14 protein-coding genes and 1 pseudogene are annotated in these 14,140 nt (G+C 42.0%); 8 read left to right on the forward strand and 7 right to left on the reverse strand.

All coding sequences use genetic code 11. The features are described from left to right. Nucleotides 1-146 precede the first annotated feature (146 nt). Nucleotides 147-824 (forward strand): annotated as a pseudogene (locus Xvie_RS17985) (IS6 family transposase). Between the two features lie 189 nt (nt 825-1,013). Here the strand turns inward: Xvie_RS17985 and Xvie_RS17990 are convergent. From Xvie_RS17990 to Xvie_RS18000, 3 genes are all read right to left on the reverse strand, one after another. Continuing rightward, nucleotides 1,014-1,994, reverse strand: a complete 981-nt coding sequence (locus tag Xvie_RS17990; RefSeq protein ID WP_086110546.1) for a ParB family protein — start codon at nt 1,992-1,994, stop codon at nt 1,014-1,016. Then, nucleotides 1,984-3,201: an AAA family ATPase gene (locus tag Xvie_RS17995; protein WP_086110547.1), complete on the reverse strand. Its 1,218-nt coding sequence runs from the start codon at nt 3,199-3,201 to the stop codon at nt 1,984-1,986. Before Xvie_RS17995 ends, Xvie_RS17990 begins: the two co-directional genes overlap by 11 nt. A gap of 451 nt (nt 3,202-3,652) precedes the next feature. After that, entirely contained in the window at nt 3,653-3,919 is a 267-nt protein-coding gene (locus tag Xvie_RS18000; protein ID WP_074020950.1) for a helix-turn-helix domain-containing protein, read from the reverse strand. Nucleotides 3,920-5,152: 1,233 nt separating this feature from the next. Between Xvie_RS18000 and Xvie_RS18005 the strand changes: the two genes are divergently transcribed. The 4 genes from Xvie_RS18005 to Xvie_RS18020 all read left to right on the forward strand — a co-directional run bounded on the left by Xvie_RS18005 (nt 5,153) and on the right by Xvie_RS18020 (nt 8,271). Further along, nucleotides 5,153-5,416, forward strand: a complete 264-nt coding sequence (locus Xvie_RS18005) for a RepB family protein (RefSeq protein ID WP_086110548.1) — start codon at nt 5,153-5,155, stop codon at nt 5,414-5,416. A 385-nt stretch (nt 5,417-5,801) separates the two neighbouring features. Beyond that, on the forward strand, nt 5,802-6,890 hold the full coding sequence (locus Xvie_RS18010) for a Replication protein (protein WP_244175724.1): 1,089 nt from the start codon (nt 5,802-5,804) through the stop codon (nt 6,888-6,890). A gap of 672 nt (nt 6,891-7,562) precedes the next feature. Further along, entirely contained in the window at nt 7,563-7,949 is a 387-nt protein-coding gene (locus tag Xvie_RS18015) for a type II toxin-antitoxin system RelE/ParE family toxin (RefSeq protein WP_086110549.1), read from the forward strand. Then, on the forward strand, nt 7,942-8,271 hold the full coding sequence (locus Xvie_RS18020; RefSeq protein ID WP_086110550.1) for a helix-turn-helix domain-containing protein: 330 nt from the start codon (nt 7,942-7,944) through the stop codon (nt 8,269-8,271). Before Xvie_RS18015 ends, Xvie_RS18020 begins: the two co-directional genes overlap by 8 nt. Nucleotides 8,272-8,449: 178 nt before the next feature. Here the strand turns inward: Xvie_RS18020 and Xvie_RS18025 are convergent, their stop codons facing one another. The 4 genes from Xvie_RS18025 to Xvie_RS18040 all read right to left on the reverse strand — a co-directional run bounded on the left by Xvie_RS18025 (nt 8,450) and on the right by Xvie_RS18040 (nt 11,573). After that, nucleotides 8,450-9,856 carry an ISKra4 family transposase gene (locus Xvie_RS18025; RefSeq protein WP_086110551.1) on the reverse strand — a complete coding sequence of 469 codons (1,407 nt, stop codon included), beginning with the start codon at nt 9,854-9,856 and terminating at the stop codon, nt 8,450-8,452. 24 nt (nt 9,857-9,880) lie between these two features. Next, the gene (locus tag Xvie_RS18030) at nt 9,881-10,462 is read right to left on the reverse strand and encodes a recombinase family protein (protein ID WP_086110552.1); all 582 of its coding nucleotides are present in this window, start codon (nt 10,460-10,462) and stop codon (nt 9,881-9,883) included. A 144-nt stretch (nt 10,463-10,606) separates the two neighbouring features. Further along, a complete protein-coding gene (locus Xvie_RS18035; protein WP_086110553.1) occupies nt 10,607-11,176 on the reverse strand; it encodes a plasmid pRiA4b ORF-3 family protein in 570 nt (189 codons plus the stop codon). A 49-nt stretch (nt 11,177-11,225) separates the two neighbouring features. Further along, nucleotides 11,226-11,573, reverse strand: a complete 348-nt coding sequence (locus Xvie_RS18040) for a hypothetical protein (RefSeq protein ID WP_208612618.1) — start codon at nt 11,571-11,573, stop codon at nt 11,226-11,228. 63 nt (nt 11,574-11,636) lie between these two features. Here Xvie_RS18040 and Xvie_RS18045 point away from each other — a divergent pair, with 63 nt between their 5' ends. Genes Xvie_RS18045 through sbnB form a run of 3 tightly spaced genes read left to right on the forward strand, consistent with a single transcriptional unit; the run spans nt 11,637 to nt 14,126 of the window. Then, on the forward strand, nt 11,637-12,122 hold the full coding sequence (locus Xvie_RS18045) for a GNAT family N-acetyltransferase (RefSeq protein ID WP_086110554.1): 486 nt from the start codon (nt 11,637-11,639) through the stop codon (nt 12,120-12,122). 1 nt (nt 12,123) lies between these two features. Further along, on the forward strand, nt 12,124-13,116 hold the full coding sequence (sbnA, locus tag Xvie_RS18050) for a 2,3-diaminopropionate biosynthesis protein SbnA (RefSeq protein ID WP_086110555.1): 993 nt from the start codon (nt 12,124-12,126) through the stop codon (nt 13,114-13,116). Beyond that, the gene (gene sbnB / locus Xvie_RS18055) at nt 13,113-14,126 is read left to right on the forward strand and encodes a 2,3-diaminopropionate biosynthesis protein SbnB (RefSeq protein ID WP_086110556.1); all 1,014 of its coding nucleotides are present in this window, start codon (nt 13,113-13,115) and stop codon (nt 14,124-14,126) included. Before sbnA ends, sbnB begins: the two co-directional genes overlap by 4 nt. Nucleotides 14,127-14,140 lie beyond the last annotated feature (14 nt).

Consider the following 14,140-nt stretch of genomic DNA (forward strand, 5'->3'; position numbering starts at 1 on the left):
GCAGAAAATAACCTGCAAACACAGAAGCCGAATGTACGAACGCAGTTATGACCGTCATTCAACGAACTTATCTTGCACATAAGCGGGAGTTCATGTACGGATATACGTAAGCTACCTTGTTCTTTTGTCTGAAAAGCTCTCTTGCAATACTGGGGAAGACCATATACGAAGCTCACGTTATCATAGCTCAATGTATTCGCTGGTACCTGTTCTACATGCTGAGCCTGTGTAATTTGGAAGAAGTGATGGCTTAGTGTAAATTACCATTGCTCATTCCATGCTCTCTCGTTGGGTTTACCATTTGGCTCCATTGATCGTTAAACGTTATCGATGGAGCAAACCTGAAGTTGGGCGTCGATGGCGAATAGATGAAACTTATATCAAAATCAAAGGGTAATGGTGTTACCTTTACTAGACCTGTGGATTCAGACGGTAATACGGTTGAATTTTTGCTGGCAACTCATCGGGATAAAAAGGCAGCATTGTGTTTCTTTAAGAAAGCGATGCGTCAGCATTGGTAGCTTGACGTGATGACTATTGATAAAAGTGGTGCCAATAAAACCGTCGTGGATGAGTTAAACAAAATTATAAACAAGGCCAAAGAAGTCATTGTTATCCGGCAGAATAAGTATCTCAATAACCTGATTGAACAAGATCATCGCAGTGTCAAACGGTGAATAAGTCCCATGTTGGGATTCAAAAATTTTAGGCAGACACAGACCGTGTTAGCGGGAATTGAATTAGCCAGCATGTTACGCAAAGGAGAATGTCTGCAAGGGTCGGAATGTCCAATTTTTAATGGCAGCCTTTTTCCTATCAATTGATTATATAAGCATTAATCAATTAGTTTTCACACAAACATTCTTTGTTAAGCGATAGAATCCTTTAAAGTGAGAATATAAATGGTATTTGATACATAGCTCTTCTGCCATGAAATTTTGGCGATTTCACACTGAAATTTTTCAAATAAACACAATCAATTCAGTTTGTTATAAGTAAAATTGGCTGGCTAATTATCCATTTGAATTGAAATGCTTTTGCATTAACATTTGGATTATTCTTTCCAATTCTTCCTGAAATTCTTTTGGTACGCGGTTAAATTCAAAGCTCACAGATCTGCCTTTAACTCGTTTACGGGCAAAGGAATCCTTATCTTTGAAGTTCCAAAGAGAACTTACTTGCTGCTTTTCTACTGTGTTTTTTTTTGCTTTGTTGCTGCAAAAATCTTTAAACAGCTTGATGATGTTCGATTTTATTTCGTCGGGAGCAACCAGCTTGGTTTTGTTCATATTCTGGATTTCATCACGCACACAGCTAACAACTTCATCAATCGAAAGTTTGTTTTTCTTAATATCTACGGTGATGTCCAAAAGCGCTGTATAGTCTGGGTAGCTCAGTTCTGCGATGACAGGGAACACGGCGACAATATCACTAGGTACCGAAGCACACTGGATTGCACGAGTTACCTTAGCTTGTGACATATTGTTAAACCCAGCTATTTCTTTTTGGGTCATACCCGATTCTCGCAATTGGATCAGTCGCAGACCGACTTCACGAATGTTGTGCTCCTTTGCAGTTTGGATATCTGCGGCAAGTTGCCTTGCGTCATTGATGCTTATGTTTGTGTTCGTGACTAAGGTATCTAAACCTACACCACAGAAAATAGCGGCGGCACGTCTGCGAGAACCATCCAGGATCTCTATCTTGCCATCAATACGACGACCGATTGTCGGGAAGAATTGTTGCAGACTGATCGTGCGTATGATGTCACTGACAGATTCTTTTGTCAGTGCGCTTTGATCCCGACCGTTAACCAAAAAATTAACGGTAGTTTCAGACTCCAGTTTATCGGCTGAGATGCGCTCTAGTTGAAATATGGCAGTTTGACCCGAGGCAAGTATAAAACTCTGTTCTGTAGTTTGGTTCCCCGGCAGCGTATTCAAGGATATTGAATTGAACGTTCTTCCGATAGTTGGACGTTTTTTATTTTGCATTGTTGCCTCTGTTAGCTCTGATGAACTCAATACGGTCAAAAACTGCTTTGGCAAAGTCTTCTGCTGCTCCTTTCGCATTCTTTAATGCTTCCCCACTGCCGATATATGTGGCAGGGTTTGCAGAAATAACGGTGTCAAAAGACTCACCGCAACGCTCGAACCCGTCCAGTCGAGGGATAGCAAAATCAAGCATATCTCCACCAAAAATTTCTTTTGCCAGGCTATGACACAGCTTGTGATCGGTCTTATTCGCTAATTTGGACATAAAACCGATGTTGCCGCTGAGGCGAGTCGATGCGCCTGTCGATTCGATTATATCTACCAGCTCCGGCAAGCGAGCCAGATATTTCAGCGTACTGTGGAAATCCACTTGTGCAGGTGGAATTGGCGTCATCAGAAAATCTGCGGCTGCGATCGCGTTAGAGAGGAAGGAGTCCAAGTGTGGCCCACTGTCAATAAAGATGAAGTCGTAATCGTGTTTCACTTTATCGATGATATTCTCGCGCAGAACGGTATAGATGTTCTGGTTTGGCAGGTGTTCTGCACAAAGTTCTTCCCAACGTGATGCAATGAATGCGTCTTCAATGGATGCTGGGATAATGTCTACGCCAGAAACAACTGAGGATGTGATAAATTCAGACAGTAACTCTTCGCGTGAAACGTTTTGCAGCATGGCTTGGGCTGATGTTGTATCAACAGAGCCGATCGACTGCTTATGATCGAGGAACATAGTTGCCGATGCCTGTGGGTCAAGGTCGATGACCAAGATCCTAAGGTCTTCGAAAATCAGGTGTGGGTGGGTACGTAATGCATGTGCCAGAGAAACTGTACTGACGGTTTTAGATACGCCACCCTTCAAGTTACCGATAAAGAAGGTCAATGCTTCGTGATAGCGATCCCGGTATTTGGGGACGCCTCTGTGATGGTACAGATCTATGATGTTCTCAATGGTCATTGCGTACTTGGATGAAGAGCCTGCCTGCTTCTTGCCAAATACATATCCCTGTCCTTCCATCTCGTTAACGGCATAATCCACGCTTGCACGCGTTAACTTTGGTAATTTTGCGAGGGCCGCTTTTGAATACGTTTGGTAATAGGTTGTTTTACTCAGCTCCTGCTTTTGGCTTTGGATTTGATCGCTGAGTGACTGGAGTAGACGAACTGACCTTTGCGCAACCTTGTCTAATTGTTTATAGGGTTCATTCATATCTTTACTCTATATGTAGGTTTTTTGATTTTATTTAAATATCCTACATAAAGTAATAAATGTAAATTTTTTTTAATTGAAAAACGCTTTATTTTGCTTATTTTTCTCCATAGGTATTTCATTTTTATCTTATTGTTTTAAATCATTTTTAATGAAAAATTTCAGGGTGAAATCGCCAGAATTTCGCATCAATTTCAGAGGGGGGATAGAATTTTGTGTTCTGGCTTAACCTGCTTATCAGGAGGGCTATTGAGAGATCATCAAACTCCACATGAAAAAGGTGAGCTGGTAAACATAGAAACGGGGATATGGTTTTAGATAGCACGCAAAGTCAAAGTAAACCAAAAAAGCCGTGGAGTTTAAAAATGGCTAAATCAGGCTGCCATTTAAATCTCACGGCTTCATATCAAAATTTATCATTTTCACAAACTGGCTAAAAAACAAAGGTGGGTTATTTCTGTGGTTTGTTGCGAATTTTACGCTCAATAAGTTGACCACGCTGATCAAAATAACGGCTAGGCCAAATCTCTGAGGGATGGATGCCGAGATAATTTGCGATGATCCATTCACCTTTAGGCCACGGTCTGCTGAATGCATTTGCGAGTGTTGATGAGCTGAGTCCCGTTTCTCGGGAGAGTGCTGCTAAGGTTGTACCGCGTTTACGTAATGCAGCAATAATGTCGGCCTGATGCCAGTCATTTCTAACATTGTTATTCATTCCTGCTACCCCTTTCCATTAATTAATATTGATGGTGGCGATCCAGACAGGGTTTGCAATACCGGGACACTCATCCGGCGAGGTCGAAACCTCCCCTGCCTGAATCCCCATAGAAAAGGCGAACGCAGGCACACTGGTAGAAATATCCTACCAGTGAAGTGTCCACAGGGTTGCAAATCCCTGACCATTGGTATTTGCCAATGGCGGGAATACTTTAACTGATTGTTTTAGCTTACTCAATAACTAAACCGCTAAGTTTAACGGCTATAATTCCTCTCAAAAGCGCACAAACTCAGGGGAGAAAACGGACGGCTAAATCAATCTTTGTTATTTATTCTCGTTCGTGATCACTTCGCTATCCGTATTTCCCCTTTGTTTTCAGACTCATTTTACTTATTTCGAAACATTTTCCCTGCGTGTCGGTTAGGTTCACCGTTCCGTGGTGCGTCAGATAATGTGTAGCAGAGACAGCATTGAGGTAAGTTATTGCAGGAGTTCGCTACGTGCATGCCAGGCACGGCGATGGTTTACTCCCCGTTCAGTGCCTGATTTAATCAGGATGAACGCCTCATTATCTTGACGTGGTGTGATACTCCTTTTTTACTGCATCGGCCTATTACAAGGCGGTGAGTGAAAGACAAACGAAATAAGTGAATTAAGGCAGAAAAATGCCAATGAAAAGTGGTGACACTGAGTAATACGGGTTCAAATTGGTCGTAAAGCCAGACCGGACGTGCTCTGGACGTTGATCGCCTGGCGGCGTCACTTGGTAATCGCTTCGCTTAAACGCAAGTGACGCCGCGAAGTTTTCGGGACGTTTATTGTGCGTGACTTAAAGCGTAGGTAAAAGTCGTATAAGGTAAAACGGTTATGGTGACCGTAGCAGGATATTGCTCAATGTATGTGATAAGCCTGTCTGGTGTATAAAGTGACAGGATAACTTTCATCGTCAGACGATATCTGCTTCCAAAAGTGTGCAGATGTACCGCTATTTTGCTCTCCCTTTCAGGCTACAGGAGTTTTATTTCGCCACCCGAAGGCGATCCTGATAGGCGATGGATCGTTTTTGTAGAAAAAATATTAACGGTTAGGTAAGAAGACGTCAAACTGTTGCTGTGACTTTTACCTCAATTTACCTGTGCATTGTTCGGGAATAACCCATATTAACTGGTTATGATATATACTAGTTTATTCGCCAATAAGTAGATTTTGAATTATATGCATGGGGGTTCTATGCCACAAACAAGTACTGCTACTTCTTCTTCAAAACGCCCATACAGAAAAGGTAACCGATTAACTGGGATTGAAAGACAGCAGGCTTTTATTGCTCGTCGTAAAGCTGCAAATGATAAATCTATTAGAGTATATGTATCTAATGAACTGAAGCTACAGTTACAAAAAATGTGCAAAGTAGAGGGAGTATCTCAAGGTGAGATGATTAGTCGCTTAATCGAAAGAGCCAGTGCGGATCACAGTACTAATGATGTTAAGTTATAACTTTCTTGAGAGTTTATTCTTCCGGTGCTAGTATGAATATTGTTTAATTTTTGTTTACTTATTTTATTTTTTTGATAATTTTAGATAGAGTATTGGTGAGAACAAAAGCAATTATAAAGGTTTATTGAATTTTTTGTTTCACAGTGCTAGCTTATCAGGGTTTTTCGTTGGTCAGTCACGCCGAAAGGTGACTAAGTGCGGGCAGTTAATAATGTGGTTAACTAACCGCTAAAAAGAAGAAACCCCACAATCTGTATCAAACTTGGCGGTAAGGTCAGATATATGGGGCCCACTTGCAGAAATCAATTTGTGTTTTCTGCATAGGAGTATAGAACGATGAGACTTCTATTGCAACTTTTTAATCCCCGCCATAAGTGCAGGGGATGTGTTTAAAAATCAACACACCCAATCAACATTTGATCCCTCAGTTCGTCGTAGCCGGCGTGGTGAATACAACGCTTTACGTCGGGGGCAGCCTAAAATCCATCGGCGCAATATCCCGAAACAGGACATCAAAATCCCAACAGGAACGCCTGCTCGGTTGTCTCGTACCCTAAAAAGTCATGACTGGCGGCGGGATAGGGCTCTTATCGCGCTTCGTCAAAAGGGCTATACGCCGTATTCCGAGCGAAAAAATCCGCACTATGTGCCAAAACCCATGCGTATCAGTACACGCTCTGAGAGCCGTGAAGCATTAACCTCGTTGTCGTTGGCATTCGTGGCGAATGCGGATTTTTTCCCCGGTCATGATTATCTGTTTGAAGTGATGGTGCCCTTTGAATTTATTGCTAAAGCAATGGGAGTACTGCATGAATATGATAACGGCCGTAAATCGTATGATGTGGCACTTCATGCTTTGTCTGTCCTTGAGCAACTGGAGCAAATCGTCGTCCATCGGGATAAAGACCGGGATGCCGGCCAAAATAAGCCCATGCGCATTTGGTTGAAACCGGAATTTTTTATGTCTAAAGGTATTCCGTGTGACGAAATCCGGCGCAGCCTGATTGACTTCCAAAACTGGGCAATTAAAAGTGGTCAGCTTGAAAATCTGGAAAAAAAATACCAGCGTCATTTATTGAATATGGTGCGATTAGGCATTGATATAGAAAGCAAACACGCGCTGCGTCAGCTACTGAAAAAGATTAAACGCTCAGTGGTTGCTCCGGATTTACAGGAACAGAAAGCTGAAGCACTCAAACAAATTGAAGATAGTATTGAGTTGTTAGATCGTAAAAAATCAAAAAATCCGGAAGCCGAACTAGATAGAACGCAACGTTCGGTCGATAGTTTGCGAAAGAAAGATAAATCAGATTCAATTTACTGGCGTATGTTTGTTGAATGGCAAAAAACAACAACACCGGTTGCTGTCTATTATGCAAAAACTAAATTAAAGGCACAGTATCCTCACGTAAACGAATATTCGGAGCAATTTTATCGATTGTTACTTGAACAAGAAGGGATCATCCTGACTTAACTAAAGATTTCTTTGATTAATAATCAAAATAACCGTGCCTAGCACGGTTTTGGTGTTTTTTTTGTGGCAACCATAAGTCATTTTTCACTTATTCCACACATGATTTTCCCGTATTTTTCTGCTGTTTTGTATTTAAAATAGATTACTAGAACTGAAATCTACAAAAAAGAGTGAAAAATAAGCTATAAACTTCGAACAAATTCTTTTACATGTAATTAATTTCGAAGTTTATTCCTGAACAAAACAAGCCTTATAAATAAGGAATCACAAATCGAGTTGAGCCTAAAGGCTACAACTCTCGATGTTAGTTCCTTTCACTTCGTTCAAGGAAAAAATAAATTTGATTACGTCCCGTAAGCGGTCGTAAACGCCCGCTAACGCGCAGATACGCCCCGCCTTACGGCGTGACCACTGCGTGCCCTTGGCAGAACTTATTAAGCTCAAACCACTTGATAAATTTTTTAGCTTAGTAGGGACGAGGGATTTCGAGATCCCATTGATCCTCTATGGCTTCGGCGGTTCAGCTCCCTCATTCCCATTAATTTATGAGAGCCGCCTTTTACTCGCTTCGCTCATAAAATCCACAAAAAAAAGTAAAAACACTTTGCGCTTAATTATTGCATTAAAAGCAGTACCTGTTACTATAGTACTCATTACCACTCGGAGGCATTTGTGGCGTTCTATAAAATATCGTCGTTTAAAAAAAGCACAAAGAAAATTAACATTTCCGATCAACAGTTATTAAATGCTGCAGAAGAAGTTAAGAATGGGATGTTTGAAGCTGATCTGGGTGGTGGAGTGATTAAAAAGCGAATAGCGATTGATGGAAAAGGTAAAAGTGGTGGCGTAAGAGTTATCATCTTCTTTAAGATTAATAACCATCTATTTTTTGCTGATGGCTGGACAAAGAATACCGTTAGCTCTAGAGGAGCAAAAGAAATTGAGGATGATGAATTGGAAGCCTATAAACAGCTTTCCAAACTTTTCCTTAGCTACACTGATCAGAAGATCAATGAGTTAATAGCCCATGGTATCTTGGAGGAAATCATCTGTGAGTAATAAATTAAACAATATGCTTGAATTAGCTAAAGAACTACACGCAGTCGATGCTGCACCAAAAAGCTTGATTAACGATCTAAAAAAAGCCGTCAATGCACGTAAAATCAACGACCAGATTAAAACTGTTACTATGATGACAGGGGCTGAGATAAAGCAACTTCGTGCACAGTATGGAATGTCCCAGTCTGTACTGGCAATGGCATTAGGAATGTCAAAAGAAAGCATTTCTAAATGGGAGAGAGAAGAAAAAAAACCAAGTGGTCCAGCACTTAGAATGCTCCGTATTCTTGAACGATGTGGGCCTAAAGTTTTACTGGTTTAATGGAGATACAGTGTTGGAGTTGAGAAGAGTGTTCATCGTGAGATGAAATCCAAAGGAAGCGGTTGAGGCATGGCTGTGGGGTAAGGTGGCTATTATCACTCAAGCTCAATACTTAGTACTACAGCCGTAATTGCTCTGTCACCATAGGGTTATGAGAGCATAAAAATGTGTGGGGCACTTATGCCGCAATAGCTTCAGCTTCTGTCAAATAGCGCTCCATTTCTTCACCTAACTTTATTCCCGGATACCAATACTCAAATCGGGCTTTTAAATCATTATTAAGTACCGCTGTGCGTGTCGGGAGTAAATAATGTGCGCCTTGTTGGCTCCATTGCATTTGCTGCTTTTTCACCATACGTTTAGCGATAACTTCATTGATTGCCGATTCAACAAATGACGAGGAGATCGGTTCACCATATCGGTACATTTCACCATAATTCGGGATCATCATGCTGTTATTTTCAATATAGGTATACATTTCATCAAGATGTTTTAACAGCGATTTATGGTTTTCATAATGCAATGTATCGTCATCACATATCAAGGCACAATGATCCAAATATTCTAATGCCTTATTGACATTCCCATGCCAGATAGACCATTTTGTGCTGGTTAAAACGTCTAATAATTCTGCACCGAGTTCAGGGGCGTTTTTTGATACCCCTTTGGCATATTGTTTTAAGACGGTCAGGCGCATTGTGATATGAAACCAGTCGAGCACGTGCTGGGATTCAGGGTACAAATTAAATTGCAGATCCCTGAGGTTATCAGCGCCATCTGATAAGAAAGTAATCTGTTGATTCGCCTGCATTCCCTGTGAAGATAACTGGGCAATGAGTTTTCTTCGGGGATGATTTTCCAGACACTGCACAAAACCAAAACGTTTGGTCGGAACATTAGTTGCGAATGATTTTCCGGCGATGACTTCGAAATGATGTTTTCTGTCGTCCCGGTTTCTGACGTACCCCCCATCAATACCCACCGCCATCGGTTTTCCCGGTTTGGGTAATTTTTCCCATTCTCTGGGATCGCCGGGGAGAAAATCAGGCAACCCATCTAATTCGGCCTCTTGTCTTTTAGCGGTCTGGCAGAGGTGGTTTCTGACTGTGGCGGCATTACAGCGTTCACCCACCGGCAGAATATCTTTGAGAAGATTGGCGGTCAATCCATAAGACATCAATGAAGCCCACCGGGTTTCTATATACCTGAGTTCCGGGTGAGTATGCGTATCACACCAGTGATTGAGCAAGCTAACGGTGTGGGTTGAATGTTTTTCACAAGCACACCGGTAAACCCGAAATCCCTCCACGGGAATAATGCCAAACAAGGTTCGATACTGGATTGTCTGTTTGCCTTTTATTCGCCGGTTTCGCTGACAGCAAGGACAAGTGCGATGTTCATCCAAATATTCCGCCGCCTGTTTCTGGATCACTGATTGCTGGATAGCGTTCAAAAGTAATTTAGATTCAGACAGGGAAAGTCCAATGTCATTGGGGGCGTCGGACTGTTTTTCTATCGTGAATAACTTCTCAGTATGGCGATGCCCCGATTTATCGACCATCGCGATTTGGATTGTGAATTGCATGGTGCTGTCCTCCCGGGGGTGTGGCTACTGTATTCCCCCGTTTTTTAGCTGGTGACGCAATTTATAATACGTAGAAACACCTAACCCCACGTTATCGCAAGCCAGCTTTAACTTGATGCCTTTTGCTCTTAACGCGTCTATTTGAGGTAATTTACTGATATCCGCAGGCGGCCTGCCCGTTCGTTCCCCGCGCTGTTTTTTTGCGGCGATCCCTTCGTTTTGCCTCTCCCGAATGAGTGCCCGTTCAAACTGACTGAAGGCCGACATCATATGCAGTTGCAGCTCTTGCATGGGCGTGCTCTCGTGAGCACTAAACGTAAGCTGCTCTTTCAGGAATATCAGTGTAATACCTTGCTGACGTAAACGCAGGGTCAGGCTACACATATCCATCATATTGCGGCATAACCGATCGATGGAGTGAACAACAATCGTGTCACCGGTTCTGACCTGTTGAAGCATAGCCTGAAGTTGTGGCCGATTGATGTTTTTCGCACTGGCCTGTTCGACATACATTTTATCAATTTTAATACCGGATGAAGACAGCGCCTCTTTCTGGCGCTCAACATGTTGGTCAACCGAACTCACCCGAATATAGGCATAGAGCATACTAACCTCAAAAGTCTTTAAACCTGATAAAGATTTGTAGAATACTCTATAAAATTAACTTTTTCGAGGTTTATAGAGTGTTATGGTCTTGTTTTCAGCACGGATGAAAAGGTATACCTTTATGGATACCGATCACCCTATCCGCTACAGCCCTATCACGATGGGTTCCAGTTCGGGTGAATCAAGATTGAGCCGACTTAATTGGCGATTAATCTTTCGGCGGTTGAATCTGACGGCATCAAGTGCCTCAACCAATGGACGGATCTCTCCGACTGTGGTCGTTTCATTAGCGTGAATAATCGCGTTGAACAGTGCCAGTGTTTCATCGGCTAACGTCGCCCCGGGCATTCGGTTTCCGGCCAGACAAAAGGGAGACGTTAGATTAGAATTTTCGAGAATAGTTTCAATACGGATATCGTGAAGCCAGTGCTCAAAAAAATTGTATTCATAAGTAAAGCGATCACCGGCATCAAATTCAAAGTCATCCAGCGCGATTTTGTAAGGGTTATCAGAAAATGCAATCCCGCCGGAGTACGAAATGCCGTAATTTTTACCATAAATACGGAATTGATGCAGGTGATCATCCTGCCATCCTTGCGCGATCTGAATGATATAGTGAAAAGCCGCTAAAGAAGTCCTGCCTGACAGCCTGAATCGACGCCAGAGCATAGGACTGATTCCCCGAAGGGCAATTTTCACGATATAATTTTTCATGGTGAGGTGTCTGATAAAATGATGTTCCTTTGCTCATTCTATCGTCGATTTAACACAGTGCCCCAAGGTTTTTTATGGTCTCCAGCTCCCAAGCATTACGTTGGATTTTACCCTCTTTTCCTTTCAGAGAACGCCGAAGTTCCCGGGGGATAAAATCGGTGGGTACATCTTGAGGCAGTTTTTTCAATTCGCCGGCGTCAAGCTGGCGAATCACTTGAATCGCTTTCAGAAGTAACTCCGTTCCCGGTTTAGCCTGAAATGGCAGATGCAGGAACGCTGGGAAATATTTTCTCAAACTGGGATAACGAGCCAGCAGAATATCGCCATATCCACGTTTTGGTTTTGCGTGATATTTTTCATTAGCATAAGTAATATTAAGGTGATAAGTTAATAGCAACACTTCAGGTTGAAATATTCATACATACTTTTGATATGTCATTATCTGGGATGAGGTATAGGGATGTTATCGCTGAAAGAATGCACAAGAAGTGAGATCGAGACATATCGTACCACCTTTGTTAATGAATATGTGATTGATCTAATTAGAAACCATCAACTCAGTCAGTCAGAAGCGCATAAAAAAGCCAATGTTACATTTAACATCTCTTTTCCTGACAACCAGCCAACAAAAAATAACTCCCTGCTCCGTATTACTAAAATACTCAATGATGTTCCCTGTCATGTCGGCTACCTATGGCTGTTTTACTCTCCTGAAGAGCAGTCGGTATTTATAATGGATTTTTATATCTCCCCAGAATATCGTAATAAAAAAATTGGCCATGAGGCGATGAATAAATTGATAGCGATGCTTGAAAACAGACAGGTGACTACACTGAAATTACGTGTTGAGCCTGATAATCAAGCAGCTATCGGACTATATAAAAAAACAGGGTTTGATATCACAGGGATAAACATGACTCACAGGATAATTCCAAAGGTAGTGTAAAATGATACATCAAACGGCAGAATGCATTAATGATGGAAAGATTTTTCTCAAAATTGATGAGTTCATAAAAAATAATAGTGTCCATATTAAAATAGAAAACATGAACCCTGGAGGATCAATAAAAATAAAAACTGCTATAGCATTAGTTGATGCGGCAGAAAAAAACTTCGGATTAAAAGAGAAAAAACATGTTATCGAATCCAGTTCGGGTAATTTGGGGATAGCATTAAGTATCATCTGTGCGGCAAGGAAATATAAGTTCACTTGCGTTGCCGATAAAAATACGTTGCCTCACACCATCAAAGTAATGAAAGCCTACGGGGCGGAAGTTATTGTCATCGAAAAACCCGATCCTGAAAGAGGCTATCTCGGTGGAAGACTCGATTATATAAAAAAAAGACTGATATCTGATAATAGCCTGGTGTGGACTAATCAGTATGAAAGTTCTGCGAATAGAGAAGTCCATGCGAGACTGACGGCCAGAGAATTATTGAGTGAATTTCCTGTTATTGACTATCTGTTTATTGCAGCAGGTACGACAGGCACATTAATGGGGTGCGTGCAAACTGTTACGGAGGAATCTCCGGCAACAAAAATTATTGCAGTTGATACTAAAGGATCGGTTATTTTTGGTACGCCGTCGGCACCTCGTTATATCCCGGGTATGGGTGCCAGCGTTCCTCCGCCATTATTCGATAGTAAAAATTTGTTTGATATGGTGCAGGTGTCAGAGATGGAAACCGTGCAGACCTGCCGCCTGTTCGCACGGCGTTACGGCTTTCTTGTGGGAGGATCGACAGGAACCGTACTGACCGCCATTCGAGACTATAGCCATAAAATCCCCGCGGGCTCGGTGGTCGTTATGATTAGTCCTGATGGTGGCGAACGCTATATTGATACTATTTATTCCGATGAATGGTGCAGGAAAAAAGGTTTCTTACAACTCTATACGTCATCCAGTCGTGATGCTTTATCAGGAGCAGTTGCAGAATGAATAATATGAAGTTTGATGTGGTTTCTGGAGAAACAATCACCGAAATTCTGGCTGATTCTTACAATGAGATTATGAGGATCGTTCGGGAAACGTATTTGCTCCATGAGGAAGGCATAACCAATAACCCTGATAGTTATTTCCTCCGGTTTGATGATAAACCGGAAGCCAGAATTATTGCATTGCCGGCTGCAATAAAAGGTATTGGCGCCGTAGCGGGAATAAAATGGATTGCGAGCTACCCTAAAAATTTAGAAAAGAACATACAGCGCGCTTCCGCCGTCATTGCTTTGAATGATTATGAGACCGGATATCCTTTTGCTTTACTAGAAGCATCGCAAATCAGCGCCTGTCGCACCGCGGCATCGGCTGTCCTCGCCGCTAATACGCTAACAAACGATCGAAAAATTGCCAAAAAGATTGCATTCATTGGTACTGGCGTCATTGCCCGTAAGATCGCCGACTTCTTCCGCGCTGAGAATTGGGATATCGATCGGGTTGTAGCTTACGATATAACATCACAGGATGCCGAAAAATTTTCACAGTATGTCAATAGTACCCATGGGTATCAGTCAACCGTGGCAGAAAACCTGACAGCCGCTATAGATGAAGCTGATATTATTGTGTTTGCTACCAACGCTGGTACGCCATATATCACCGCACCGGATGCAATAAAGAATAATCAGGTCGTATTGAATATCTCGCTTCGGGATATCGGCCCTGATATTGTTTTACGTTCAGCCAATATTTTCGATGATGTAGAACATTGCATGAAGGCAAATACTTCACCACATCTGGCTGAACAAGTCAGTGGTGGGAGAAATTTTGTTGATGGTTCTCTAGCTGAATTAATCAATGGCAAAATACAATTGCGAAAAAATTGTCCGATAATTTTCTCTCCTTTTGGTCTTGGTGTTTTGGATTTGGCCGTTGGCGCCTATTTGTATCAGCGCGCAGAAAAAGACGGTCTGTGTCATTCAATTCCAGGCTTTTTCCCTGATATAACGAGATAAATGTGATTGCCCAC

The organism is Xenorhabdus vietnamensis, assembly GCF_002127535.1.
Classification (GTDB): domain Bacteria; phylum Pseudomonadota; class Gammaproteobacteria; order Enterobacterales; family Enterobacteriaceae; genus Xenorhabdus; species Xenorhabdus vietnamensis.